Source organism: Litoreibacter arenae DSM 19593 (genome assembly GCF_000442275.2).
In the GTDB taxonomy this organism is placed as follows: Bacteria; Pseudomonadota; Alphaproteobacteria; order Rhodobacterales; family Rhodobacteraceae; genus Litoreibacter; species Litoreibacter arenae.
The window spans coordinates 649,465-675,413 of the sequence record NZ_KE557314.1 but is presented as its reverse complement, the minus strand read 5'-3'; the positions used below and the strand labels follow the sequence as shown (position 1 = coordinate 675,413).

Genomic DNA, 25,949 nt, shown 5'->3' with positions numbered 1-25,949 from the left:
GCCCGATATCTGAACACAAGCGGCGGCCCTCCGGGGTCGCCGTTTCTCGTTTCAAGACCTGTCAGTCCGACGCTTTCGGCATCTCACCGCCCAACATCTTCACTTCGCGCTGCGGGAACGGGATGGAAATGTCGTGTTCCTTGAACGCGTCCCAAAGCGCCAGATAGACGTTGCCGCGGATGTTGGTCAGCCCTTGGGTGGGGTCGCGGATCCAGAACCGCAGGATGTAGTCCACCGAGCTGTCCCCGAAGCCCACGATATGGCAAACCGGTGCCTTGAAGGACAAAACGCGGTCGACGTCCTTTGCCGCCGCAATCGCCAGCTTGCGCACCTCGTGCGGATCGTCGCCGTAGGCGGTGCCAAAGTAAATATCGAGCCGCACAAAGGCGTCCGAGTGCGACCAGTTCACCACTTGGTTCGTAATCAAGTCCTCGTTCGGGATCAGGTATTCCTTGCCATCCCGCGTGACGACCGAGGCGTAACGCGCGCCCAGCGTGTTGATCCAGCCGAACGTCTCGCCCAGCGAGATCACGTCTCCGGGCTTGATCGACTTGTCCAGCAAGATGATGACGCCAGACACAAGGTTCGACACGACTTTTTGCAAACCGAAACCAAGGCCCACACCAATCGCGCCCGACAGGACGGCCAGTCCCGTCAGGTCAATGCCGATGGCCTTCACGCCGATGTAGAACGCGATGCCGTAAAAGGCGATTTGCAGCACCTTGACGAACAGCACCTTCATCGATGGCGAAATGTCCTCGTTCGTCTGTATCCGGTTGGAGGTCGTGACGGTGAAGAACCGCGCCACGGCGATCAGCACGCCCAGAATGACGATGGCCTGAACCACCAGAAGTAGCGAGATGCGGAATTCCCCCGCCTCAAGGGCGGCGCGATCCATTAGTCGTGCGGCATCCGTTGTCAGGCCGAGGATATGCAGCGTCACATAAACCCACGCGCCGTAACGCACGGTGCGTCGCAGAAATCTTGACCGGATCAGTCGCGTCGCAAACACCACGAACAGCCATGCAGTCGCAAGCGTGGCGATGATGCCCAGCAGATAGGACCGGCTCGGCCATGTGAACTCGCGCATGATCACCACCGCAAGCCACAGCAGGATGACGAAGAAGATTGACCTCAGCCGTTGGTGAATGACCGCCAGAATACGCATCCGCCATTTGGGCCAGCCCTCGCGCGTCCCCATCCAGTTGCGGATGGGGGGACCAAGCACGGTCCGCAAGACATGCGCCAGCGCCCAGAGCGCGATGACGATTCCTATCTGGTAGGCGTTCCAAGGGCGCAGCATGGACGCCAGGAAAGTTTCAGCTTGTACAAGCAGCGTCTCGCCCAGATCGACCAGCTCGGTCACGGGCTGGGTGGCAAGATCGGGAACAAGACCCGGCTCGTCATTTGGCACAGGGGCGGTCGTGCCATCTACCGGAGGGGTCGGTGCCCCGCCAATGCCGGTGTCGTCTGCCATTTCGCTCCCTTGGTCTTTCTTTTCAATCTTGCACGCAGAGCGCAAAGCCGCAAGCGCCGCACCTTGCGGGACTCACCGCGCGGGTGTATCTGCATGTCTATGACACTTGTGTTTGACATCGACGACCGCGCCCGTCTGCGCGAACGCTTTTATGGCGCGACCTTTTCGGTAACCGCGTACCTATAAGCGCCCGTTCCCTGTCAGCCCCTTACTTCACCAATACGGGAGTGGACCATCATGTCCCCCAAGACGCTCTACGATAAAATCTGGGATGCACATCTCGCCCACGAGGCCGAGGACGGCACCTGCCTTCTCTATATCGACCGCCACCTCGTCCACGAGGTGACCTCGCCGCAAGCCTTTGAGGGCCTGCGCATGGCGGGCCGCACGGTTCACGCGCCGGACAAGACCATTGCGGTGCCGGACCATAACGTGCCGACCACGCTGGACCGTGCCAAGGGCGGCATGAACGAGGAATCCCGCATTCAGGTCGAGGCGCTCGACAAGAACGCCAAGGATTTCGGCATCCACTATTACCCGGTCTCCGATGTCCGTCAGGGCATCGTGCACATCGTCGGCCCCGAACAGGGCTGGACCCTGCCGGGCATGACCGTCGTTTGCGGCGACAGCCACACCGCCACGCACGGCGCGTTCGGCTCGCTTGCCCACGGCATCGGTACGTCCGAGGTGGAGCACGTTCTGGCAACGCAAACGCTGATCCAGAAAAAGTCCAAGAACATGAAGGTCGAGATCACCGGCAAGCTGAAGCCCGGAGTGACCGCCAAGGACATCACCATGTCCGTCATTGGCGAGACTGGCACCGCTGGCGGCACCGGCTACGTCATCGAATATTGCGGCGAAGCCATCCGCGACCTGTCCATGGAAGGCCGCATGACCGTCTGTAATATGGCAATCGAGGGCGGTGCCCGCGCCGGCCTGATCGCACCGGACGAAAAGACCTTTGAATATTGCAAGGGCCGCCCCCACGCGCCGAAAGGCGCGCAGTGGGAAGCTGCCTTGGCTTACTGGAAAACGCTCTTCACCGACGAGGGCGCGCATTTTGATAAGGTCGTCACCCTGAAAGGCGAAGACATCGCGCCGTCCGTCACATGGGGAACGTCCCCCGAAGACGTATTGCCGATCACAGCCAAGGTGCCGTCGCCGTCCGACTTCAAGGGCGGCAAGGTCGAAGCTGTCCAGCGCTCGCTCGACTATATGGGGCTGACCCCGGGTACCCCATTGTCCGAAATCGAAATCGACACCGTCTTTATCGGCTCCTGCACCAACGGCCGCATCGAGGATTTGCGCGCCGCCGCCGCAATCCTGAAAGGCAAGAAGATCAAGGAAGGGATGCGGGCGATGGTCGTCCCCGGCTCCGGCCTGGTGCGTGCGCAAGCTGAGGAGGAAGGTTTGGCTGACATTTTCAAGGAAGCAGGATTTGAGTGGCGTCTGGCAGGGTGCTCCATGTGCCTTGCCATGAACCCCGACCAGTTGGCAGAGGGCGAGCGTTGCGCGTCCACCTCCAACCGCAACTTCGAGGGTCGTCAGGGCTACAAGGGTCGCACCCATCTTGTGTCCCCTGGCATGGCCGCCGCCGCCGCCATCAGCGGTAAACTGACTGACGTCCGGGAGATCATGTAATGGACAAGTTCGAAACCCTTACCGGCATTGCGGCGCCCATGCCGCTGGTCAATATCGACACCGATATGATCATCCCCAAGCAGTTCCTGAAAACCATCAAGCGTTCGGGCCTTGGGGCGAACCTGTTCGATGAGATGCGTTTTGACCGCCAAGGCAACGAGATTCCGGACTTCGTGCTGAACAAGCCGCAATATCGCGACGCAGAGATTTTGGTCGCCGGTGACAACTTCGGTTGCGGCTCCTCGCGCGAACATGCGCCTTGGGCGATCAAGGATTTCGGTATCCGCTGCGTTATTGCGCCGAGCTATGCCGACATCTTCTATAACAACTGCTTCAAGAACGGCATCCTGCCGATCGTTCTGCCGCAAGAGCAGGTCGATGTGCTGATGAAAGACGCCGAGAAGGGCGCCAACGCCCGTATGACCATTGATCTGGACGCCCAGACGGTGACCACTTCCGATGGTGAAGTGTTCAGCTTCGAGGTGGACAGCTTCAAGAAGCATTGCCTGATGAACGGTTTGGACGATATCGGCCTGACGCTGGAGAAGGTCGATAGCGTCAAAGCGTTCGAAGCCAAGGCCAGTGCCGAGCGCCCTTGGGTCTAACCGGACCGTAATTTTGAGGATGGCCAGCCCCGAACGGGCTGGCCGTTTGCGTTTAAGCCGGGCTTTTTCGGTCGCTGGACGGCTCGAGCGTTAACCAATCTGGTTCGCTCAAAAGGACAGCCCCGCCACGTCACCGCCATGTTTGAACCCATATGTTGGGCTCCTTGGAAAACCCTACGCTAGATAGTCCTCAGCCCGATTTCTGGTGACACAAGAATACCACGGAATCTTCCAATAAAATCCCTCAGTCTTATCAGATGGTTGAAGGAGATTATGAATCTGGGCAAAACTGAGGCGAAAATGAGGCACCTTTCGGCAGAAGCCAAAGGATCATCCTTCTGGGACAGGGTTCGGCAAAGCATCGGGCCCGCTCGGATTGAGGGGTTTATCGACGTGGTATCACGCCTGACAGGCGCGGTCGCCCGGGCAATGTTTGTCGTGCTTTTGATCTGCACGCCATCCCTTTTGCTTCCGGGTGTGACGCAAGACACGACACAAATGGTCGTTCTGATCGGGCTTTTTGCCGGGTTGGTGACGCTCATCGAATATGGCTCCACCTATCCCTGCCTGATCGAATTCCGCAACGCGCCCCCCTTCAACCGCGTGCGCTTCCTGTCGCTTTTTGTGACGGTTTTCCTGCTCTCCATTATTTTCCGTGGCCTCTATGAGCCGACGACGCTGACGCGTTTCGTTCAGGCGGTGGGCCATCTTGTAGGCTACGTCATCGACTTCCCTTACAGCCCCGTTCGCCTGATCATGCTGCTGGTTCCTGACCAGACCAACGTGGAGCACATGAAGCTGATGCGCGCCGCCGTGGGGCTAAGCTATCTTGTGTCCCTACTGACGCTGGCGATCTTCCTGATCGTACTTCGTGTGCTGGGCTGGCCGAACCGCACGCAGGCGTTTAACTTCTGGACCAATCTGCCGACATTCGACCCGACAATGGGTGGCGACGTCGTCACCCGCCTGAATCGGGACGCTCGCTTTAACATTGCGTTAGGATTTTTCCTGCCATTCTTGGCACCAGCCGTGGCGCGCTCTGCCTCGGGGTTGTTCAATGCCTCGATGATGGACTCGCCTCAAACCCTGGTTTGGATGATCGCTATATGGGCATTCCTTCCCGCCAGCCTGTTCATGCGCGGCATTGCCATGAACCGCATCGCCGATATGATCGACGAAAAGCGGATGCGTGGCGCGCGGGCTGTGGCCGCTGGCTTGTTGCCAGCCTGATCTACCTGCTTGTCGCGGCGCTGCCTGCGACGGCTGAAACCTACCGTGTCATGACGTTCAACACCGGCCTGTCCCGCGACGGGCCGGGATTGCTGGTGCGTGATCTGATGGGCGAGGAGCCCGACGCTGATTTGAAGCGCTTGGCGGCGTTGAGTCCTGATATCGCAGTGCTGCAAAACGTGGATTATGACCACGACCATATAGTGTTGGGTCTAATTCAGGCTCGTCTGGCTGCGCTTGGCCACGAGATGCCTCATGCCTTCACATCGCGCCCGAATACCGGCATCGACAGTGGGTTTGATCTGGACCGAAACGGAAAGCTGGGGGAGCCTCGCGATATGCTCGGCTATGGCCGCTTCGCAGGTCAGGGCGGGATTGTAGTGTTGTCGCGATTCGAGATCGTGGAAAACGACGTCTATGATCTGAGCGGTGTCCAGTGGCGTGACGAAGACGCGGCCGCTTTGCCTGCTGGCAACTACTTTCCCGACGCCCTGCTCGCTAGAATGCCGCTGCATTCAGTCGCGGCTTGGGATGTGGCGATACGGACCCCGAAGGGCCTGTTGAGGCTCCTGACCGCTGACGCATCGCCACCTGCTTTCGACGGTCCCGAAGACCGGAATGGCTTACGAAACGCGGCCGAGTTGAGGTTTTGGAGCCGCTATATCAACACACACCATCTCGCAGATCAGCGCTTTGTCTTGCTAGGGACGCTCAACAACGACCCGTCGGGCGGAGACGGGCACAAACGGGCGATTAATCAGCTGCTGGGCCATACGGCGCTTCAGGACCCAAAGCCGATGAGCGACGGCAACTCGGTCACCGCAGATTGGCCCGACAGGAATCTAGCCCTTCGCGTGGACTATATCCTGCCCTCACATCGCCTTGGCGTGCGGGCAGCAGGTGTGGAACGGGCGCCGCAAGCCGCCGATGGCACGCGGCATTATCCGGTTTGGGTTGATATCGTCTGGGAGTGACGCCGAGATGGCCTCGAGTAAGGGTGTCGGCTCGAAATCTGGCAGCAGCTCTGAGAAGCGCTCGGACACGACGCTATGCGGCGTGTTCCAGAGGTAGCTCATTTGCAAAAGAGGCTTCGCCAAAGGCCAGAACGGTTTGGCGAGGTGCATCGGCCACCATGACATCTGACGTAAGCTCATTGGGCGTTCTGTGGCCTTTTCCAGTTCATGGTGCAATTCCCGCGCGGTCAGGGTATAGCCGGGGAAGTTCACCTCGAAGAACTTTGGCAAGTCCTGTGCCTGCTTGCACAGCATCACTGCGGCGTCTGCCACGTCATGCAGAAACGCCCATGCGTGCGGGATATCGAGATCGCCGGGATAAGTCACGATGCCCTTGTCCAGCTTCGCGGTAATGATTTTGTCATACCAGTTCCCGCTGGCGGTGGTGTCGATGTAGTCGCCCGCCCGCAAGATGATCGTCCGCACCCCTGCTTCACGGTAAGCACGCTCCATATCCACACGGATCTGTCCAAGCGGGCCGGTCGGCTGGTGCGGGGTGGTCTCCCGCAGTTCCGACGGCATGCCCGCGCCATAATTATAGAGATTTCCGGGTATCAAAACGGTCGCACCAGTGTCCTTCGCCGTGTCGATCACCTTACGGGTCAGCTCCGGCACCTGCCGCGCCCAATCCGGATATGCAGGGTTCCACGCGTTTACGATCACATCCGCCCCCCACGCGGCGTCCGGCAGCGTGTCGGTGGCGCGGTCAAAGCGGGTGACCTCCCAGTTCGCCCAAGAAAAGGCCAAGGCGGCGTTGCGGCCAAAACGGCCATTTGATCCGAGGATAAGAACAGATTTGGTCACGAGGCAGCCTCCTGAACTGAGTTTCCTTAAGGTCACGCATTCATAAATGAAATGGAATTGTCTAAATTCGGATGTCTGCTATTCATTATTGAATGGAGCGTATCAACAGACTCGACTGGACCCTGATACAGGCCTTTCTGGCGGTCTCGGCTGAGGGATCTCTGTCCGGTGCCGCCCGCGCGCTTGGTGTCAGCCAGCCAACCTTGGGTCGCCAAGTAAAGGCGATGGAGGAGCAACTTGGCATCGCGCTGTTCTTCCGCCAACCCAAAGGCCTGAGCCTGACAGCCGAGGGGGAAGCCTTACTGCCGCACGCCACCGCGATGGCAAACGCGGCCTCCGGCTTGGCGACCGTTGCGGCGGGGCATGACAATTCCCTCAGTGGCACCGTCCGCATCACTGCCAGCGAGTTCACGGCGATGTATTCATTGCCCCCTGTGCTGGCTCAGTTGCGAATGCAGCACCCCGACATCCACATTGAACTGAACCCGACCGACCTCAGCGAGAACCTTTTGTTTCGGGAGGCAGACATCGCCGTGCGCATGTATCGGCCAACGCAGCTGGAGGTTATCACAAAGAAGATCGGTGTCATGAAACTGGGCTTCTTCGCGGCGCGGAGTTATCTGGAACGACGCGGCAGACCGTCCAGCATCAATGAGTTAATGAGCCATGACCTTTTGGGCTATGACCGTTCGGAGCGGTTCATTCGCGGCGCGGCCAAGCTGGGCTGGCAGTTGTCGCGCGATGACTTTGCCTTTCGCTGCGACGCGCAGAACATCCATTGCGAGATGATCCGGGCGGGCGCCGGCATCGGGATAATGGCCTGCACTCTGACTGACAGGTTCCCCGAAGTCGAATCCGTCCTGCCGGATTTTCCCGTCCCCGGTCTGGAGATATGGCTTACAACTCACGAGGCGCTGCGGCATACCCCCCGTGTGGCAGCCGTGTGGAAGGGGTTGGAGGAGGGGCTGGCGCCGTCCTTGTCGCAGGACAGCTCAATCCCGATCATGCACTGACCGTTGCAACCTTGACCCCATAAGCCGCGCGCGATACCCCGCTCTGGACCCCTTTTTTGACGGAGCGTAACCCATGTCCAACCCATCCATCCTGATTCTGCCGGGCGACGGCATCGGCCCCGAAGTCATGGCGCAGGTGACGCGCATCATCGACTGGTTTGGCGAAAAGCGGGATCTGAAATTCGACGTCGAGACGGATTTGGTCGGCGGCGCGGCCTATGACAAGCACGGTGTTCCCTTGGCGGACGAAACCATGGCCCGCGCGTTGGAAGTGGATGCCGTTCTGCTGGGTGCGGTCGGTGGCCCGAAATACGACGATCTGGATTTCTCGGTGAAGCCGGAACGCGGTTTGCTGCGCCTGCGCAAGGAGATGGACCTGTTCTCCAACCTGCGTCCCGCGCAGTGCTTCGACGCTCTGGCCGACTTCTCGTCACTGAAAAAAGAGGTGGTGTCCGGCCTCGACATCATGATCGTGCGCGAGCTGACCTCGGGCGTTTATTTCGGGGAGCCGCGCGGCATCCACAAGGAAGGCAACGAGCGCGTGGGCATCAACACCCAACGCTATACCGAGTCCGAGATCGCCCGCGTCGCGCGGTCGGCGTTCGAGCTTGCCCGCAAGCGCAACAACAAGGTCTGCTCCATGGAGAAGGCCAACGTCATGGAATCCGGTATCCTGTGGCGCGATGTGGTGACCGAAATCCACGAGGCGGAATATCCGGATGTGGAGCTGTCGCATATGTATGCCGACAACGGCGCGATGCAGCTGGTCCGTGCGCCCAAGCAGTTCGACGTGATCGTCACCGACAACCTGTTCGGCGACGTGCTGTCCGATTGCGCCGCGATGCTCACCGGCTCGCTTGGTATGCTGCCCTCCGCCTCGCTGGGTGCGCCTGCTGAGAACGGCCGCCCCAAGGCGCTATACGAGCCGGTCCATGGCTCTGCGCCTGACATTACCGGACAAGGCAAGGCAAACCCCATTGCCTGCATCCTGAGCTTCGCAATGGCGCTGCGCTATTCCTTTGACCAAGGCGACGAAGCAACCCGTCTTGAAAAGGCGGTTGAGAAGGTGCTGGCGGACGGCGTCCGTACTGCTGACCTGATGGGCCCGGAAGGCGGAACGCCGGTTTCCACCACTGAAATGGGCGACGTCATTCTGGCCGCTTTGGACGACAGCCTGTAGGAGATCGCAGATGACCCCGAACGCAAAAGGCGCGCTACTGGCACTTGCCGCGTTCGGGATTTTCTCGACCCATGACATTGTGATCAAGGTTCTGGGCGGAACGTATTCGCCAATCCAGATCGTGTTTTTCTCGGTTATTCTCAGCTTCCCGCTGGCGACGCTCTGGTTGCTGCGTGACCAGACCGAAGGAACGTTGATCCCGCGCCACCCGTACTGGATGATCGCGCGAACCGTCGCCGCCGTTATCACGGGCGTCTCGGCATTCTATGCGTTTTCCGTGCTGCCTCTGGCGCAGGTCTACGCAATCATTTTCGCCTCGCCATTGCTGATAACCATCCTCGCCATCCCGATACTGGGGGAAGAAGTTAGACTACGCCGCTGGATCGCTGTGCTGGTAGGTTTGTGTGGCGTGCTTGTCGTGCTTCGCCCGGGTCAAACGGATCTGGGCCTTGGCCATCTCGCGGCGCTGGCCTGTGCAGTTGGCGGGGCCTTCGCCTCGGTGATTGTGCGCAAGATCGGGCGGGAGGAGCGCACGGTCGTCATCATGCTCTACCCGATGATGGCAAATTTTCTGGTTATGGGCGCACTCCTGCCGACCGTTTACGTGCCAATGCCCATCGAAGATCTGGGCCTGATCGCCATCGTCGCAGTTTTTGCATGGACTGCCGGACGCTTCCTGATCGGCGCTTACAACTCAGGCGAGGCCGTGATCGTCGCGCCTATGCAATACAGCCAGATACTGTGGGCGACCCTATACGGGGCTTTGTTCTTCAACGAGTTTCCGGACTGGGGCACGCTTGCCGGCTCGGGGATCATCATCGCCAGCGGTATGTATATCGTGTTCCGCGAAAGCCGCCTCAGCACCTCTGGAACGCCCGTTTTGCGCACACGGTCGCGCCCCGATGTGGGCACGTCGCCACGCGTCAGCTTTTCGCTTTGGCCGCGAAACCTGAAGTAATAGCGGTCTTGCAAAGGTATCCGGTTGGGCGTAATTGACCTGCCACGGTCGGGCTGTGGCGCAGCCTGGTAGCGCACCTGCTTCGGGAGCAGGGGGTCGGAGGTTCGAATCCTCTCAGCCCGACCAGCCATAAAGTTTGCGCGTCTGGCGTTCCTCACGTAGTCAAAACACATGACCCAGACGCCGCCGCTTTTCGTCACCAACTTCAACAAGAACTTTACCGGTGTTTCGGCAACGGCTGCTGGCGTGGTAAAGGCGCAAGCCAAAGAGATGGACTTGCGGCTGGTGGGCTATCCCTTGCCGGATTGTCCCGACCCGATTGACCTGAAGACCGCTCGCGCCATGTCGCGCACCGCACCGCAGGGCTACCCGTTTGCGATCTGGCACGTGCGCCGCAATCCGGAGATGCGGGCGGCGATCTGGGCGCGTGACGTTCTTCGCTTGCCGATCCGCATTGTGTTCACCTCTGCCGCGCAGCGCCGGCACTCGGCCTTTCCGCGCTGGCTGATCTCGCGCATGGATGCGGTGATCGCCACCACGGATGCCGCCGCCGACTACGTGCCGCATGTCCGCGCCGTTGTTCCTCATGGTGTGGATACCGACAGGTTTCACCCCGCCGATGATCGCGCCGCCGCATGGGCGGCAACAGGATTTCCGGGCAAACGCGGTATTGCGACCGTTGGGCGGATCAGACCCGAGAAGGGCACCGATCAATTTGTGGACGCCATGATCCGTGTGCTGCCCAACCACCCGGCTACCACGGCGCTTGTAATCGGTCGCGCTGGCGGTTCCCATGAGGCGTTTCTGTCTGAACTCAAAACACGGGTCGCTGGGGCGGGATTGGCGGAAAGAATCCTGTTTTGCGGTGAAATAGAGCCTGAAAAGCTGCCTGCCCTCCTGCGTGGCCTCAGCTTATTGGTGCCGTTGCCGCGCTACGAGGGGTATGGCATGACCCCGCTGGAAGCGATGGCGTCCGGCGTCCCGTTTGTTGCCACCGATACGGGCTACTTCCGCGCTTTTTCTATGCAGGGTGAGGCAGGGCAGGTCGTGCCGCTTGGTGATGTGGAAGGTGCCGCAGCCCGGATACAGAGCCTTCTCACCGGGGATGGACAGCTTGACGCCATGTCGCGCCGCGCCGTAGAAGTCGCACGAAACAGCTACGGCATTCAGACCGAGGTTGACGGGATCATCTCGGTTTACCAGCAGCTGTGGAGCGAGGCGGCACACCGATGACACAGACCTTCATCATCCATCTTGAACGTGCGTCTGAGCGCCGTCCGGATGTCGAAGCGATGATGGACCTATCCCCCTATCCGGCCCGCATCTGGCCCGCCTGTGACGGCGCTGCGATGGACCCCGCCGCCCGGGACGCTTTGATTGCCGATCAACCGCTTTTCCAGCCGGCCTATCCCTTCCCCCTGTCCATGGGTGAAATCGGCTGTTTTGAAAGCCATCGTAGCGTGTGGCGGCATATGGTCGAGCATAGCTTGCCCTCGGCGCTGATATTTGAAGATGACGTCTTGATTGACGGACCCGTATTTGCAGATGCTTTGAAGCTGGCAGAGGCTTGCGTCGGAAAAGCCGCCTACATCCAGTTTCAGGTGCGTGAGGTCAAAGCGCCGTTTCAGGTGGTCGAGCAATCCGGCACGGTGGCGGTGATCCGTCCTCAAACCGTCCCGCTGCGCGCCTCCGCGCAATTGGTAAGTCTTGAGGCCGCCACGGCGCTGCTAAAGACCAGCACAGCCATGGATCGCCCTGTGGACGTGTATTTGCAGATGTTCTGGGAAACCGGAATTCGACCTCATTGTGTCGTGCCGTCTGGAGTTACAGATGTGCCCAGCCCGACGACGATCCAGAGCAAGCGTAGTTTCGTCCAGAAGCTAAGGGCAGAGGTCCAGCGGTTTATCTATCGTCGGAAGATAGGGACGCTTTCGGCCCAACGCGGCTAGTCCGCGCCGCCATCAAACACACGATTCAGGAAGGCACGCACAGGATTCACATCGCGGCGCGGCAGGCGGCCTTTTTGTCTCGGGATCGGCACGTCCCCGGTAAAAGGTTTGGTGCCAGTCTGGAATTGCAGATCATGCAGGCGGGCATAGATGCCGCCTTTGCCGATCAGGTCATCATGAGTGCCGCTTTCGGCCAATTCGCCGTGATCCAGAACCAAAATCTGATCCGCATCCCGCACGGTGGAAAGCCGGTGGGCGATCACCAGAGTCGTGCGGCCCTTGGACAGCCGCTCCAACGCTTTCTGAACGACTTTTTCGGATTCCGCGTCCAAGGCGCTGGTGGCCTCATCCAGCAGCAAAATCGGCGTGTCACGCAAAAGCGCCCGCGCGATGGCGACGCGCTGGCGTTGGCCGCCTGACAGGTTGCTGCCGCGCGGGCCGACGGCGGTGTCCAACCCGTCCGGCAGGTCTTTCAGGAAGTCGCTGACATGGGCGTCGTCCAGCACCTGTTTCAGATGGGCGTCTTCCACATCGTCACGGCCCAGCAGAATGTTTTCGCGCAGGGTTTCGTCGAATAGCAGGGCGTCTTGGGACACGACCGAAAACAGGCTGCGCAACTGCGGCAGCGGCATGTCTTTGACGTCCACGCCGCCAATGGTGATCTTGCCCGATGCGGGATCGACCAGACGTGTCAGCACGTTGAACACTGTACTTTTCCCCGCGCCGGAGGAACCGACAAGCGCCGTGGTCGTCCCCGAATTCGCGCTGAAACTCAGGCCATTCAGCACAGCTTTGTCGCCGTAGGACAGCGCCACGTCTTCGAATGTGATCGAAGAGCCGTCCAGCGTGACGTCTTGCCTCACGCGGTCGATCACCGCGGGCTTGGCATCAAACAAACCAAAGATGCGGCTAAGGCTGGCGATCATCATTTCCCAGTAACCCAGAACCCCGCCCAAGCGGCGCATGGGCTGGAAGGCCAGCGACATCGCGGTGAAGAAGCTCATGAACTCGCCGATGGTCTTCTCGCCCGCGATGATCTGCGGGCCGCCGTAAAGCAGCACGCAAAAGAAGCCGAAGCCCACGGCAAAGTCCACCAAGGCGGGCACCGTTGCCTGCCCCACTGTGGTTTTGATCGTGGACCTGACCCAAGTGTCCGAAAGGTCGGAGAAGTTGTCGGCTTGATAGACTTCCATCCGGTTCAGCTTGATAGGGGTAATGCCGTGGAACACCTCGTCCAGCCGTGTCGTGCGTTTGCCAGCAATGTCGCGCAGGTAGTTGGATTTGCGGCGCACATAGCGCTGCACCAGCAAGCTGGGAACCACCAGCATCGGGGCGCCGATGATGGCGACCAAGGTCCATTTCCAGTCGATCGACAAGGCAACGGCCAGCAGCGAGACCAGCGCAATCAGGTCGCGGCCGGCGCTGACAAGGATCATGTTCCACAGGCTCTGAATTGCGGTAACGTCGCCCTGAACCCGCTCGATCATCGAGCCGGGGGAGGTGCGGGAATGAAACGCGTTGTCCAGCGTCAGCGTGTGGCGCAGCAGGTCTAACTGCACCTCGGTCGAGGCGCGGAAAGATACGCCGGTCAGGATGCTCTTGTGAATAATGCCGGTGATCCCGCGGATCACGAACAGCGCGAAGATGCCAAGACCCACCCACCAAATCGCGCTTTCGCGGCCCTCGACGAAGACGAGGTCGAACATCGGCTGCAACATGTAGCTGAGCGCGCCCAAGGTGCCGCCTTCGATCACCATGAACAGGAAGGCCACGACGAGAAGAAACCAATGCTTGCGCAGATAGCCGCGCCACAGGCGGGCAAACAACTTCCCCCCCGTCTCGGTCGACTGGGCCAAATTAGGGTCTGCGGGAGTGTTCAAGAAATGGCTCGCACGTGACTACGTTAACGCACTGTGTAACGCAGTTTTGCGCGGTGCGGCAAGGCTGGGGCAACATGACCCTTTCCCCTTGGGCCTCAACAGAGTATCAGGCCCCGTCCGAAACCAAGACTCATAGAAGGATCAAAAGGATCATGGGTTACAAAATCGTCGTCGTAGGCGCCACAGGCAATGTGGGCCGCGAGATGCTGAACATTCTGGATGAACGCCAGTTTCCAGTGGATGCAATCGAGGTTCTCGCCTCCCGCCGTTCTATCGGCACCGAAGTTTCCTTCGGCGACAAAACCCTGAAGACCAAGGATCTGGACACCTTCGATTTCACCGGCTGGGACATGGCTTTGTTCGCGGTCGGCTCCGAGGCTACGAAGAAATACGCGCCGCTGGCCGCCAAGGCTGGCTGCGTGGTGATCGACAACTCGTCGCTCTACCGCTACGACCCCGACGTGCCGCTGGTGGTTCCCGAAGTGAACCCCGAAGCCGTGTTGGACTATTCCAAGAAGAACATCATCGCCAACCCCAACTGCTCCACCGCGCAGATGGTTGTGGCGTTGAAGCCCCTGCATGACCGCGCCCGCATCAAGCGCGTCGTGGTGTCCACCTACCAGTCGGTGTCCGGCGCGGGCAAGGACGGTATCGACGAGCTGTGGGACCAGACCAAGTCGATCTACAATCCGGTAGACAACAAAGAATTCAACAAGTTCACCAAGCAGATTGCGTTTAACGTGATCCCGCATATCGACGTGTTCATGGAAGACGGTTCCACCAAGGAAGAATGGAAAATGGTCGTCGAGACCAAGAAGATCATCGACAAGGACATCAAGGTCACCGCGACCTGCGTGCGGGTGCCGGTATTCGTCGGCCATTCCGAGGCGATCAACATCGAGTTCGAGGACCACCTGGACGAGGACGAGGCCCGCGACATCCTGCGCGAGGCCCCGGGTGTCATGGTCATCGACAAGCGCGAGGACGGCGGCTACGTCACTCCAATCGAATGTGTCGGCGATTTCGCGACCTTCATTTCGCGTATTCGTCAGGACAGCACGATTGATAACGGCCTGAATTTGTGGTGCGTCAGCGACAACCTGCGCAAGGGCGCTGCCCTGAATGCAGTGCAAATCGCTGAAACGCTGGGCCAGCGGGTGCTGAAAAAAGGCTAGGCTTGCAAAGCCTTCCACGACACGAAACATTGGGCCTCAGATCAGTTGATTTGAGGCCCTTTTGCTATGCTCCGCCCCCTTGCCATTTCCGCCGCCCTTTTGTCCTCAGCCGCTTACGCTGAGGACTTTCAGGTGGTGGCTCCCGTCTCCTCCGTCACCGTCTATCCGCAAGGCGCCACTGTGACCCGCGTGATTGCGGCGGAGTTGCCGCAAGGCCAACACCGCATCCTGATTCCCTATACGGGCAACCAGAACGACGGCCCCCCGCGTGTGACTGCACCCGATGGCGTGGTGATCGGGGCGATGGAGGTGTTGAACGGCTACCTGAGCGATCCCGAAGCCGCCTACTCCCCCGCCCAGACCGCTGCGTTGGAGCGGGTCGAAGCCGCCAAAGACAGATTGCAGGAGCTGGAAGATGTCGTGGTGCGCGGGCAGGCAGCCGTAGAGGCGCAGAACAGCAAGAACGCCTATCTGCGGACGCTCACGGGGGCGTCGCTTACCGGTGTTGATGTCGAGGCGATGCGTGCGGCCAGCGACATGATTGCCGATGAATTGGAAAAGTCATGGCAGGCACAATACGCCGCCTCCGTCGCCCTGCGCGATGACGAGAGGGCGCGCGACGGGGCGAAAAAGGTGCTTGCACAGGCCGAGCAGGACTTGCGCCGCCTGTCGCCACCCAGCGGCAATGTGACGATGTTGGCTCTATCGGTCGAAACCACCGCTGCTGGCCCAGTCGAATTGACCCTAAACACCCTGAACTACAGCGCTGGCTGGCGGGCGGACTACGATCTCGACCTGACCCGAGGTGACGACGCAAGCGTTGCAATGGAACGCAAGGTGGTCATGCAGCAATCCACGGGGGAGTTGTGGTCGGACGTCGATCTGATCCTGTCCACCGCCAACCCGTTTGCGCAGGTCGATCCGACGGAGCCATACCCGTCGCAGGCCTATATTCAGGCGAAGGGCAAGGCAGGCCTTGGCTCCGTTAGGAGGTCTGCACCGCAAGCGGAGTACAGCCTCGATCTGGCCCGTGCCGATGAGGGCGCACCAGAACCGGTCCTCGTTGCCCCTCGCGCCCAAGCCGTTATAGATGGCCTGTCTGTCACCTATGAATATCCCGAGCCAGTCAGTCTCGCCACTGGCGGTGGCGAGTTGATCCTTGCTTTGGACGATTTCACCTTCGACGCCCGCGAGTTCAACCGCGCAGCACCTCGCTTCGACAAAACCGCGTTCCTGATGGCAGAATTCACCAACTCCACGCAGGAACCCTTCCTGCCCGGTCAGATGTCGGTATCCCGCGATGGCGTTTTCGTCGGGCGCAGCGCCCTGCCGCTGGTCCCCGCAGGCGACAAGGCGGAAGTGTCGTTCGGCACCCTCGAAGGCCTGCGCCTCGACTACAAGCTGTTGGACAACGACACGGGCGACCGTGGTTTCCTGACTTCCAGCAGCACCCGCGTGCAGCAGATGGAGTTCTCGGTGGAGAACCTTCTGGCCACGTCAGAGCAGGTCCAGACCATCTTCGCGCTGCCCTATGCAGAGCAGGAGGACCTCAGCATCTCCGTCACCGCCCGCCCGTCGCCGGACGAGCGTGACTTCGAGCAAAAACGCGGCGTGTCCGTCTGGAACCTAGAAGTCGGCCCCGGCGAGAAAACAACCGTGCGCGTCAATGTGGATATGGATTGGCCGGAGGGGCAGGAGTTGTTCTGGCAGCCGTAGCCTAGAACCGCTCCGCCCGCAGCACCTGACAGTCGGTCACAGTAACGATGCCGATATACCGCTCGACCACGGCAAACGCCGCTTCGAGCAGCTTGTCCAGCTTGTCGGGGTGAACGATACAGATCACCTGCACCATGCCGCCTGCGCGGCTGACCTGCCCCTCGCGGCTCCATGGTCCTGATCGGCCTGAGCCGCCAAGGACAGGAAGGATGGAGTAGCCCGTCACGTCCGCCGTTTGCAACGCGTCGGTAAGGCGGCCTTCCATCACGGCCTCGATTGTGATCACTACGCGTTTGGCGTCATGGGTTTTCATGGGTCATCCTCCGGTTACTTGGCTGGCAATCGCGATATAGGCGGGGATGCCAAGGGTCAGGTTGAAGGGAAAGGTGATCCCCAAGGATAGTGTCAGGTAGATCGAGGGGTTGGCCTCCGGCAGCGCCACGCGCATCGCCGCGGGCACCGCGATGTAGCTGGCCGAGGCGCATAGCGTCATGAACAGCGCTGTGCCGCCTATGGACAGACCCAGCACCAAACCGGCGGCCAGCCCGAAACAGCTGCCTATGACCGGCATCAGCATGCCGAACACGAACACACCCGGCGTCAGATACTTGCCGCTGTCCCGCAGCCCGCGACCCGCGACAAGGCCCATATCCAGCAGGAATAGACACAGAACACCCTGAAACGGCGACACGATGAAGCTGGCAATCTTGTCCAGACCGTCCTGCCCTGTAATCGCCCCGATGGCGAAGCTGCCGATCAGCAACACGATGGAGCCGTTCAGCAAGATTTCCCGCCACAGCTCTCCGTCCATCTGGCTGCCGCCTGCCTTGCGTGACACCAGCCACAGTGCGGACAGGATCGCGGGCGCCTCCATGACGGCGGCGACGGCGACCATATAACCCTCGGGGTCCAGTCCGCGCCCTGTCAGTGCGCTGGAACATGCCACGAAGGTAACGATGGAAATTGAGCCGTAATGCCCCGCAACAGCAGCGGCGTCGGTGGTGCTGAGTTGTGTCATCACGCGCAACAGCGCGAAGGCCACAAACGGGATCGCGGCGGACAGGACGCCGCCGGCCAGCAGTGAAAGGATCAGGCCGGAATCCACACCATGCGCGGCGACGGATGCGCCGCCCTTGAAGCCGATGGCAAACAGCAAATAGATGGAAAGCGCCTTCGCGGCGGCCTCCGGGATAGTGAGGTCGGATCGCGCGAATGCGGCGAGAACGCCCAGAACGAAGAACAGGATCAGGGGGGACAGCAGGTTCTCGGCTGCCAGTGATAGCACGTCGCCCATTTGGGGTCCTCCGGCGAGTTAGGGTCTAAACCGGGACGAACCCCGTCCCTGCGACGTAGTGTTCAAGCGCACCTTCGCCAGTGTCGGTCCAAAGACCGTGCAGGCTCAGCATGCCTTGCTCCATCTCATTTGCGATGAACGGAAAGTCGGCAAGGTTTTCCAGCGAGATCAGGATCGCCTCTTTCTCAAGTGCGCTGCGACGCTCCGCCTCGTCTTCAATATCTTTCACGCGCTCGTAACCGGGGCGCAGAATATCCATCCAGCGCCCGATGAAGCTGGTTTTTTCTTCCAACTCGGGAGCATTGCCCGAACACATGTCATGACAGCCGTTGACGCCGCCGCAATTGGAATGGCCCAGCACGATAATATGCGAAACTCTCAGAGCTCTTACGGCATACTCGATGGCCGCCGAGGTGCCGTGATACTCGCCGTCAGGGTTGTAGGGCGGCACAAGGTTGGCGATGTTGCGATGGATGAAAAACTCGCCTTGTTCTGCCCCGAAAATGGAGGTGACATGCACGCGGCTGTCGCAGCACGAAATCACCATCGCACGCGGGTACTGCCCGTCGGCGGCGAGGTGGCGATACCAAGGCTCATTCTCGGCGTAGGTCGTCGCCTTCCAACCTTGAAAGCGTTTGATCAGGTACTGCGGCAGCGGTTTCGCGCGGTGCATGGGGCCCTCCGGTATGTTTTGGGGATAACTAGGTCGAATTGACGTGAAATTCGAGCGAAATCTACGCAAGCGCGAAAGAGTTTGTTCAGCTTCCCCGTCGATGGTCACCCGGTGCTGTGAGGGGCACAGGATTAGGGGTGCTATATGCAAGAGATCGTAAAACTTGAAATGCGCGAAGTGGTGCGGGTTGACCCGGACCGGTTGGTCGAACTGTGCGTCTCCTTCGGGGAGGGTCAGGCCGAGGCACTGATCACGACGGCGATGGACGAGTTGGCGCGGGGGATGGTGGATGTCGAAGACGCTTATCTGGCGCAGAACATGGACCTCCTCAGCAGCCGCGCAGCCGCGCTTGTCAGAACGTCGCAACATATCGGCATGACCAGCTTCGCCCGCGTGGCTGACGACGTCATGACCTGCGCCCTGCTTCGGGAGGGCATTCCGCTCGCCGCAACGCTAAACAGGCTCAGGCGCATCGCGGACCGCTCGCTTACCGCAGTGTGGGATATGCAGAACTTACCGGGCTAGAGCCCTGATTTGAGCGCACCCGGTCTTGCAGATCGCGCCGCAGGCAGTAGGCTGGCGACGCAAAATCAAGGCGGGCAGAATGTTGAACCACACACGGCTGAAATTTGCCGACCCCAAGGCCGACGCGGTCGAGCTTTTCGCGCTTTCAGCGGACCAGCTGGACGCTTGGTCGAAAGACCAGCCACAAACAGTGCGGACATGGGTTGACCGTCACGGTTTCAAGGCGGCGTCTGGCGCAGTCTGCACCATTCCGGGTGAAGGTGGCGAGGTCGCCATGGCGCTCGCCGGTCTCGGTGATAACAAGACCCGCGCCCGTGAACGGTTCGTGATGGCGACTGTGGCTTCCAAGCTGCCTAAGGGAAATTACAAGCTCGCAAGCTCGCACGACATCGAGGACGCCGAAGAACACGCCCTGGCGTGGCTTCTGTCGCAATACGCATTCGAGATATATCGCGCCCAGCCGCCACATGAGGCGAGGTTGGTGTGCCCTGAAGGCGTGGATAAGGACAAGCTGGAAGCCATCGCCGCCGGAGAGGCGCTGACTCGCGACCTGATCAACACGCCCGCGTCGGACATGGGGCCGGATAAACTGGAAGATGCGGCGACCGAGTTGGCAAAGGCACATGGCGCGCAGGTTAAAATGATCACGGGCGACGCTTTGCTGGATCAGAACTTTCCGATGATCCACACCGTCGGCCGCGCTTCTGCCACACCACCGCGTCTGATTGATATGACGTGGGGCTCTGAAGGCCCGACGCTGACCTTGGTTGGCAAAGGCGTGTGCTTTGATACCGGCGGGCTGAATATCAAGCCTGCGGGGTCCATGGGGCTTATGAAGAAAGACATGGGCGGTGCTGCGACGGTGCTGGGACTGGCGCATATGATCATGGCGACTGGTCTCAAGCTGCGTTTGCGGGTCCTGATCCCGGCGGTGGAGAACTCGATCGACGGCTCTGCCTACCGACCGCAGGACATTCTGACCTCGCGCAAGGGGCTCACGGTCGAAATCAATAACACCGACGCGGAAGGCCGCTTGGTTTTGGCCGACGCGCTGGCGCTTGCCGACGAAACCCCGCCCGATCTGATGATCTGCATGGCCACGCTGACCGGCGCGGCGCGCGTGGCGGTCGGGCCTGATATCGCGCCCTTCTTCACGGATGACACGCCGTTGGCCGATGCCCTGCGCAATGGCGCGCGGCAAGCTCGCGATCCTGTTTGGGAGCTGCCATTTCACGACCCCTATGAGACTATGATCGAGCCGGGCATTGCCGATCTGGACAACGCCCCCAAAGGCGGCTTTGCGGGAACGATCACCGCCGCGTTGTTTCTGAGGCGTTTCGTCACCGACACCTCCAGATTTGCGCATTTCGACATCTATGGCTGGCAACCTTCCCCCGCACACGCACGCCCTAAGGGCGGCGTGGGTATGGGCGCCCGTGCCATTCTGGCGGCCTTGCCCAAGGTGCTCGACCTGTGAGCCATGACACACGTATCACTCCGGCCAATGGCCGCGTCGCCGCTAGCTACCTGCGCGGCGAGGTGGATGCCCCCCGCTACACCGACGGCGAAATTGCGCAATGCGGCTCGGCCTTCGCAGATATCATGGGCCGTCCGGAGGGGCGTCGCACCGCGCAGCTGATCTATGGCGATCTGTTCAACGTACTGGAGCGGCGCAACGGCTTTGCCTTCGGGCAGGCGGTGCATGACGGGTATTGCGGCTATGTGCAGGAAGACCTGCTCGACCGCCCGCATGACGCCAGCCATTGGGTGTCGATGCCGTGCACCCACATCTATCCCGGCCCCAACATGAAGCTGATGAACCAAGGCGCGCTCTACCTCGGGTCCGAGGTTCAGGTGATGGAGGAGGAAGGCACATGGTCACGCCTGTCCAATGGCGGCTACGTGCCGACGGCGCACCTGTTGCCGCTCGGGCAGCGGATGAATGATCCGGTAGCGGTCGCTGATCTGTATCTGGGAACGCCATATCTTTGGGGCGGCAGCACGCGGCACGGTATTGATTGCTCCGGACTGGTTCAGATCGCCTGGCGTAGCTGTGGCATGGACTGCCCCCGTGACAGCGACATGCAGGAAGCCGATATCGGAACCCTAGTGGATGTCGCTGACGCGCAACGTGGCGATCTGGTGTTCTGGAAGGGTCATGTCGCATTGGTGTCGGGCGAGGATGCCATCCTGCACGCAAATGCCCACCACATGGCGGTCGCCTACGAGGGGTTGTCGGATGCAATCAAACGCATCGAGTCTGCGGGTGGCGGGCCGGTCACGTCTGTCAAACGGCCCTAATCGACTGCGCGGATCAGTTTCTTTTCCAACACCCGCAACACCTGCTTCAGGTCCGCGCCCCGCTTCAAGATCCGTCCGTCCATGCCGATGACCGCGTAGGTCTGCTGCTTGGTGGCAAGCTTGGGGCGCTTTTCGATCCGGTAAATGGGATGTTCCGCCGCGCGCCTGAAGATCGAAAACACGGCCACGTCCTTGAGCATCGAGATGCCGTAATCCCGCCATTCACCTGCGGCGACCATGCGGCCATACAACGTGAGGATGTCTCCCAATTCCCGACGCTGAAAGGCGACCTTTTCGGCCGGACCGGGGCGGAACGGGATCGGTGCGTTTTGGTTCATGATGATATGGTGGGGCGGCTTCGCCCTCAAATCAAGCTCTGCCTTCAAAATGCCGCGCGATAACCCAAGCAATATCATTCTTCGTCCGCGATACCGCCTCAGTTGCAGGTGAAACATCGACCTGTAGCGAGTGTAAGCTCAAGCCCGGTGCGGTGTGATCAGCCCCCACCCAGATCGCCGCATCGGGTGCTACATAGACAAGAGCCTCGGTCTGATGGTCAGATCGGGGCTTTTTCTATTCAGGCATCTTGAAGGTCAAGGATGCCCACAGCGACAGCCAAACCGGAAACTTGGCGGGGTCGCCTTCGTTCAGGGGCAATAGCTCCACCGCGTCGACCAGATATTCATGGCCTGCCTTGACCGGAAATGTGGCGATGCCTTTTGCGTCGGTGCGATAGAGGGTTATGGCAACTTCGCCGTCGGGGGTCTTCTCGAACAGCTCGACCTGCGCGTCGGCGCGGGGGGCGCCGTCCAGCAAGACCTTCACCGGAAATTCCGTTAGCGCGTCCGTATAGGGGTTGGCCAGCGCCACGATTTCAGTTCTCAGCCCCACTTCGCTGTCTGCCCCTTGACCGTCGCCCACTGCGACAAGGCTCTTTGCGTAGCGACGGTAGCGCTCCATAAACCGGTCGGTCGGCAGCCCGCGCTCGACATGATCCTCGACGGCCCACTCGAAATCCTTGTGTTTCGCGAACTTCGCGAACTTTTCGAGACTGGTATAGGTCAGCAGGTTGTCTCCGGTCTCGTGCACGATAGTTAGTAGTCCACTGTCAGGTGCGGCCATGTTCAGGGCCGGGCTGTCCCCCAGCCGCCCTGTAACAGGGGTCACTTGGCTGTGCGCCACCAAATCGAACCGTCCGAAGCGCTTGGGATTAAAAGAATATGAGGCACCGCCAAACTCCTCCCCCACCCGAAGTTGCGCTTGAACCTTGCCACCGTTCTGGGTCACGTAGGCCTCGGGCGAAATCCAGAACTCGTGCGTGTGGCCAGCGGCGGCCCACGACACCAAGGCGGCGGAAACAAGAATGCGGAAGGGCGACATGAAAAATCCTTTGAGAAACCTGCTAACCATGCTGGGGCAAGTGGCGGTATTGTCAATGCTGGCGATGTTCACAATGGCGTCGGCCACATCCGCCCACGAGATTAGGCCAGCCATCGCCGACGTCGCCCTTTCGGACGACCGGATCGAAATGACCATCCGCCTGACCGCCGAGCCGCTGGTCGCAGGCATCGACCTCGAAGGCCTGCAAGACACCAACGAGTCACCGGAAGCCGAGCAATATGACGCGCTGCGGGCGCTGCCACCTGCGGAGCTGGCAACGCGGCTTCGGGAAACATGGCCCGATATCGCCGACAGTCTTACAGTTTTCGCGGGTGACACTCCCGTGTCGCTCGACCTGATGGACGTCAGCGTGGCCGAACAGCCCAATCTGGAGTTGCCCCGCGATACGACCGTCACCCTGTCCGGCGCCCTTCCCGCTGACGGCAGCGACATACGGGCTGGATGGCAGGCGGCGAATGGACCGATCATCATTCGTCAGGCCGAAGGTGGTGAAGACGCCTATGCGGGGTATCTGGAAGGCGGCGCACTCAGCGAGCCACTGCCGCGTGCAGGCGCGGCCAGTGAAAGCGCCATGTCCGTTTTCGTGCGCTATATCGGGGTGGGCTTCGACCACATCATCCCCAAGGGTCTGGACCACATCCTGTTTGTCCTTGGACTGTTCTTTCTGTCGCTTCACCTGCGCCCGTTGATTGTGCAGGTCACAGTCTTCACGGTCGCGCATACGGTGACACTGGCGCTGGCCAGCCTCGGCTATGTGTCGGTGAACCCCGCTATCGTGGAGCCGCTTATCGCGCTGTCCATCGTTTACGTTGCGGTCGAAAACATCTTCACCAGCCGCATAACATGGTGGCGGCCCATCGTCATTTTCGCATTCGGGCTGCTACATGGTTTAGGCTTTGCCTCCGTGCTGGACGAATTCGGCCTTGCGCCCGGCCGTTTCGTCGCGGGCTTGATCGGGTTCAACGTGGGTGTCGAGGTGGGCCAGCTCACCGTTATTGCGCTGGCCTATCTGGCGGTCGGCTACTGGTTTGGCAAGAAGCCATGGTATCGCGCCCGTATCGCAATCCCTGCGTCCGTCTTCATCGCGATTGTTGGCGCTTACTGGGCGATAGAGCGGGTTTTCCTGTAGGGTCGCGTTCGACGTCATGAAAAGGCTTATTCACCGCGTCGCGCTGAAAGCAGAGCATCTCTTCGACAGGGTCTTCGGGCGAACGGGCAAGGGACGCGTGATCGACCCCTATATCGGCTATGCGACGCCGGATGGCTTGGTGGTGCGCGGTCGTGTCTTGTCGAAGATCGCGCGAAACAAGCCCGCCAAGGGGCAGCGGCTGCTAACGAACATGCGGCAGATGCTGTCCCTTTTCCTGACTGACGAGGTCAAGGCGGTGGAGGTTCGTTCAGGCGACGTCACAACCAAAAGCGACGAGGAGGGGTATTTCACCCTCCACCTGCCACGCCCCGCAACTGCGGGCTGGCATGACATCGAAGTAATCATCGAAGGTTTCGAGGATATCGCCATTTGCCCCGCACTGGTGCCGCGCGGGGACGCTCGATTTCTGGTGATCTCCGACATCGACGACACGATGATCCAGACCGGAGCCTACGTGCTGTGGAAAAACCTGTGGACTTCGCTCACCGGCAACGCTCTGACGCGGCACGTGTTTCCGGATGCCGTCGCGCTGATGGAGCGGCTGTCGCAGGACGGGCGCAATCCGGTTTTCTACGTCAGCTCCAGCCCGTGGAATTTCCACTACTTCCTGCAACACATTTTCCACCACGGCGGACTGGTGCGTGGACCGATGTTTTTGCGTGATCTTGGCCTAAGCGAAAACCAGTTCATCACCGGCACCCATGGCGACCACAAGGGCGGCAGCATCGACACCATTCTTGCCGCGAACCCCGACCTGCCGGTGATCTTGATGGGCGACACCGGACAGCACGACGCGCAGGTCTATCTTGATGCTATCACCCGTCACCGTGACCGTATCCACGCAGTTGTGCTTCGAGAACCCGGCCCCGGCCCGGATCCCGAGGTGAAAGCTGTCATGGACCGGATTGCAACCACCGGCGTCCCATTGCTGCACGCGCCGGACTTCAAAGGCATGGCACCCGAGACCGGCCTGACCTAGGGTGCGCGGTATGGATAAGCCGGTTCAGAATATTCCCAAGGCGATTTTCTCCAAGCTCGGCGCCGTCGTGTTTTTCATGGCCATGGCAACCTTGGTGAAGATCGCGTCGGAACGTGTGCCTCCGGGCCAAACGGTGTTCTTCCGCTCGATCTGCGCGTTGCCGATTATTCTGGGCTGGATCGCCATGCGGGGCGAGTTGATGACCGGCCTGAAAACGAGCAACCCGCTGGGCCATTTCTGGCGCGGCTTGATCGGCGTCACGGCCATGTCGATGGGCTTCGCTGCGCTTGGGCTGCTGCCACTGTCCGAGGTGAAGGCCATCCAATACGCCCAGCCGGTGCTGGTGGTCATCTTCGCCGCGATGTTTCTTGGCGAGCGCGTGCGCGCATTCCGCCTGACTGCAGTGGCCTTGGGGATGATCGGCGTTCTGATCATCATGTCCCCGCGCCTGACCGCATTCTCCGACGCTGGCGCTGATCCTTTTCTCGCGCTTGGCGCTATCCTGGCGTTCGGCTCGGCAGTTCTTGCGGGCCTGGCGCATGTTTTCGTGCGCAAGCTCACCATGTCGGAGCCGACGTCTGCCATCGTGTTCTGGTTCTCCATCACCGCAACGGTGCTGTCGCTAATTACGCTGCCCTTCGGATGGGTCTGGCCGACCGGCCCCGAGGCGGCGGCTCTGATCGGCGCGGGCATTTGTGGTGGTATCGGCCAGATCCTCATGACTTCCAGCTACCGGTATGCCGACGCATCGGTCGTCGCACCGTTCGAGTATTTCTCGATCCTGCTGGCCATCGGCATCGGCTATTTCGTTTTCGCGGAGGTGCCGACGCTGGTGATGCTGGGCGGCATCGCCCTGATTATCGCTGCTGGCATCCTGATCATCTGGCGCGAACACAAGCTGGGCCATGAACGCAAACAGGCCCGCAAGGCCATGACGCCGCAAGGGTGACGGCGGCGTAGGCCATTTCCGACCGGTCAAGTTGTA

At 60.4% G+C, this 25,949-nt stretch carries 26 protein-coding genes and 1 tRNA gene; 19 read left to right on the top strand and 8 right to left on the bottom strand.

Annotated elements, in window-relative coordinates; translation table 11 throughout:
* Positions 1-61: 61 nt before the first annotated feature.
* A complete protein-coding gene (locus tag THALAR_RS15705; RefSeq protein WP_021102579.1) occupies positions 62-1,477 on the bottom strand; it encodes a mechanosensitive ion channel family protein in 1,416 nt (471 codons plus the stop codon).
* Between the two features lie 93 nt (positions 1,478-1,570).
* Here THALAR_RS15705 and THALAR_RS18715 point away from each other — a divergent pair, with 93 nt between their 5' ends.
* From THALAR_RS18715 to THALAR_RS18885, 5 genes are all read left to right on the top strand, one after another.
* Positions 1,571-1,663 carry an isopropylmalate isomerase gene (locus THALAR_RS18715; RefSeq protein ID WP_211264808.1) on the top strand — a complete coding sequence of 31 codons (93 nt, stop codon included), beginning with the start codon at positions 1,571-1,573 and terminating at the stop codon, positions 1,661-1,663.
* 51 nt (positions 1,664-1,714) lie between these two features.
* Positions 1,715-3,118 carry a 3-isopropylmalate dehydratase large subunit gene (gene leuC / locus THALAR_RS15700; protein WP_021102578.1) on the top strand — a complete coding sequence of 468 codons (1,404 nt, stop codon included), beginning with the start codon at positions 1,715-1,717 and terminating at the stop codon, positions 3,116-3,118.
* Positions 3,118-3,723 carry a 3-isopropylmalate dehydratase small subunit gene (leuD, locus tag THALAR_RS15695; RefSeq protein ID WP_021102577.1) on the top strand — a complete coding sequence of 202 codons (606 nt, stop codon included), beginning with the start codon at positions 3,118-3,120 and terminating at the stop codon, positions 3,721-3,723. Before leuC ends, leuD begins: the two co-directional genes overlap by 1 nt.
* A gap of 300 nt (positions 3,724-4,023) precedes the next feature.
* A complete protein-coding gene (locus THALAR_RS15690) occupies positions 4,024-4,953 on the top strand; it encodes a hypothetical protein (RefSeq protein ID WP_245622454.1) in 930 nt (309 codons plus the stop codon).
* The gene (locus THALAR_RS18885; RefSeq protein WP_245622477.1) at positions 4,836-5,927 is read left to right on the top strand and encodes an endonuclease/exonuclease/phosphatase family protein; all 1,092 of its coding nucleotides are present in this window, start codon (positions 4,836-4,838) and stop codon (positions 5,925-5,927) included. Before THALAR_RS15690 ends, THALAR_RS18885 begins: the two co-directional genes overlap by 118 nt.
* Here the strand turns inward: THALAR_RS18885 and THALAR_RS15680 are convergent.
* Positions 5,826-6,770 (bottom strand): Rossmann-fold NAD(P)-binding domain-containing protein, encoded by a 945-nt coding sequence (locus THALAR_RS15680; protein ID WP_021102575.1) that lies wholly within the window; start codon positions 6,768-6,770, stop codon positions 5,826-5,828. The genes THALAR_RS18885 and THALAR_RS15680 overlap by 102 nt on opposite strands.
* 92 nt (positions 6,771-6,862) lie before the next feature.
* Here THALAR_RS15680 and THALAR_RS15675 point away from each other — a divergent pair, with 92 nt between their 5' ends.
* The 6 genes from THALAR_RS15675 to THALAR_RS15650 all read left to right on the top strand — a co-directional run bounded on the left by THALAR_RS15675 (position 6,863) and on the right by THALAR_RS15650 (position 11,870).
* Positions 6,863-7,783: a LysR family transcriptional regulator gene (locus THALAR_RS15675; RefSeq protein ID WP_021102574.1), complete on the top strand. Its 921-nt coding sequence runs from the start codon at positions 6,863-6,865 to the stop codon at positions 7,781-7,783.
* Positions 7,784-7,856: 73 nt separating this feature from the next.
* Positions 7,857-8,963 (top strand): 3-isopropylmalate dehydrogenase, encoded by a 1,107-nt coding sequence (leuB, locus tag THALAR_RS15670; RefSeq protein ID WP_021102573.1) that lies wholly within the window; start codon positions 7,857-7,859, stop codon positions 8,961-8,963.
* A 10-nt stretch (positions 8,964-8,973) separates the two neighbouring features.
* A complete protein-coding gene (locus THALAR_RS15665; protein WP_021102572.1) occupies positions 8,974-9,921 on the top strand; it encodes a DMT family transporter in 948 nt (315 codons plus the stop codon).
* 49 nt (positions 9,922-9,970) lie between these two features.
* Positions 9,971-10,047 (top strand) — tRNA-Pro (locus tag THALAR_RS15660).
* 45 nt (positions 10,048-10,092) lie between these two features.
* On the top strand, positions 10,093-11,154 hold the full coding sequence (locus THALAR_RS15655) for a glycosyltransferase family 4 protein (protein WP_021102571.1): 1,062 nt from the start codon (positions 10,093-10,095) through the stop codon (positions 11,152-11,154).
* Positions 11,151-11,870 carry a glycosyltransferase family 25 protein gene (locus tag THALAR_RS15650; protein WP_021102570.1) on the top strand — a complete coding sequence of 240 codons (720 nt, stop codon included), beginning with the start codon at positions 11,151-11,153 and terminating at the stop codon, positions 11,868-11,870. Before THALAR_RS15655 ends, THALAR_RS15650 begins: the two co-directional genes overlap by 4 nt.
* Here THALAR_RS15650 and THALAR_RS15645 read toward each other — a convergent pair.
* Complete coding sequence (locus tag THALAR_RS15645) at positions 11,867-13,726, bottom strand: ABC transporter ATP-binding protein (RefSeq protein ID WP_245622452.1); 1,860 nt, start codon at positions 13,724-13,726, stop codon at positions 11,867-11,869. The two genes, THALAR_RS15650 and THALAR_RS15645, sit on opposite strands and share 4 nt — an antisense overlap.
* Positions 13,727-13,902: 176 nt before the next feature.
* On the opposite strand from THALAR_RS15645, the gene THALAR_RS15640 reads away from it, so the two are divergent.
* Both THALAR_RS15640 and THALAR_RS15635 read left to right on the top strand, forming a co-directional pair.
* Entirely contained in the window at positions 13,903-14,925 is a 1,023-nt protein-coding gene (locus THALAR_RS15640) for an aspartate-semialdehyde dehydrogenase (protein ID WP_040819013.1), read from the top strand.
* A gap of 66 nt (positions 14,926-14,991) precedes the next feature.
* Positions 14,992-16,641 (top strand): DUF4139 domain-containing protein, encoded by a 1,650-nt coding sequence (locus THALAR_RS15635; protein ID WP_021102567.1) that lies wholly within the window; start codon positions 14,992-14,994, stop codon positions 16,639-16,641.
* A 1-nt stretch (position 16,642) separates the two neighbouring features.
* Here THALAR_RS15635 and THALAR_RS15630 read toward each other — a convergent pair whose 3' ends face one another.
* Genes THALAR_RS15630 through THALAR_RS15620 form a run of 3 tightly spaced genes read right to left on the bottom strand, consistent with a single transcriptional unit; the run spans position 16,643 to position 18,608 of the window.
* The gene (locus THALAR_RS15630; RefSeq protein WP_021102566.1) at positions 16,643-16,954 is read right to left on the bottom strand and encodes a P-II family nitrogen regulator; all 312 of its coding nucleotides are present in this window, start codon (positions 16,952-16,954) and stop codon (positions 16,643-16,645) included.
* Between the two features lie 3 nt (positions 16,955-16,957).
* A complete protein-coding gene (locus tag THALAR_RS15625; protein WP_021102565.1) occupies positions 16,958-17,935 on the bottom strand; it encodes a sodium-dependent bicarbonate transport family permease in 978 nt (325 codons plus the stop codon).
* 25 nt (positions 17,936-17,960) lie between these two features.
* Positions 17,961-18,608 carry a carbonic anhydrase gene (locus THALAR_RS15620; protein WP_021102564.1) on the bottom strand — a complete coding sequence of 216 codons (648 nt, stop codon included), beginning with the start codon at positions 18,606-18,608 and terminating at the stop codon, positions 17,961-17,963.
* Between the two features lie 144 nt (positions 18,609-18,752).
* Here THALAR_RS15620 and THALAR_RS15615 point away from each other — a divergent pair, with 144 nt between their 5' ends.
* The 3 genes from THALAR_RS15615 to THALAR_RS15605 all read left to right on the top strand — a co-directional run bounded on the left by THALAR_RS15615 (position 18,753) and on the right by THALAR_RS15605 (position 21,434).
* Entirely contained in the window at positions 18,753-19,133 is a 381-nt protein-coding gene (locus THALAR_RS15615; RefSeq protein WP_021102563.1) for a hypothetical protein, read from the top strand.
* Positions 19,134-19,212: 79 nt separating this feature from the next.
* On the top strand, positions 19,213-20,610 hold the full coding sequence (locus tag THALAR_RS15610; RefSeq protein ID WP_021102562.1) for a leucyl aminopeptidase family protein: 1,398 nt from the start codon (positions 19,213-19,215) through the stop codon (positions 20,608-20,610).
* Positions 20,607-21,434, top strand: coding sequence for a C40 family peptidase (locus THALAR_RS15605; RefSeq protein ID WP_021102561.1), 828 nt, complete (start codon positions 20,607-20,609; stop codon positions 21,432-21,434). The genes THALAR_RS15610 and THALAR_RS15605 overlap by 4 nt, the downstream gene beginning before the upstream one ends.
* Here THALAR_RS15605 and THALAR_RS15600 read toward each other — a convergent pair.
* Both THALAR_RS15600 and THALAR_RS15595 read right to left on the bottom strand, forming a co-directional pair.
* Positions 21,431-21,772: a DUF2794 domain-containing protein gene (locus THALAR_RS15600; protein ID WP_040819372.1), complete on the bottom strand. Its 342-nt coding sequence runs from the start codon at positions 21,770-21,772 to the stop codon at positions 21,431-21,433. The two genes, THALAR_RS15605 and THALAR_RS15600, sit on opposite strands and share 4 nt — an antisense overlap.
* A 235-nt stretch (positions 21,773-22,007) precedes the next feature.
* Positions 22,008-22,814, bottom strand: coding sequence for a DUF4198 domain-containing protein (locus tag THALAR_RS15595; RefSeq protein WP_021102559.1), 807 nt, complete (start codon positions 22,812-22,814; stop codon positions 22,008-22,010).
* On the opposite strand from THALAR_RS15595, the gene THALAR_RS15590 reads away from it, so the two are divergent.
* Genes THALAR_RS15590 through THALAR_RS15580 form a run of 3 tightly spaced genes read left to right on the top strand, consistent with a single transcriptional unit; the run spans position 22,813 to position 25,913 of the window.
* Positions 22,813-23,964 (top strand): HupE/UreJ family protein, encoded by a 1,152-nt coding sequence (locus THALAR_RS15590; RefSeq protein ID WP_021102558.1) that lies wholly within the window; start codon positions 22,813-22,815, stop codon positions 23,962-23,964. The two genes, THALAR_RS15595 and THALAR_RS15590, sit on opposite strands and share 2 nt — an antisense overlap.
* A gap of 16 nt (positions 23,965-23,980) precedes the next feature.
* Positions 23,981-24,964: a phosphatase domain-containing protein gene (locus tag THALAR_RS15585; protein WP_021102557.1), complete on the top strand. Its 984-nt coding sequence runs from the start codon at positions 23,981-23,983 to the stop codon at positions 24,962-24,964.
* Between the two features lie 10 nt (positions 24,965-24,974).
* Complete coding sequence (locus THALAR_RS15580) at positions 24,975-25,913, top strand: DMT family transporter (RefSeq protein ID WP_021102556.1); 939 nt, start codon at positions 24,975-24,977, stop codon at positions 25,911-25,913.
* The last annotated feature ends 36 nt before the right edge of the window (positions 25,914-25,949 follow it).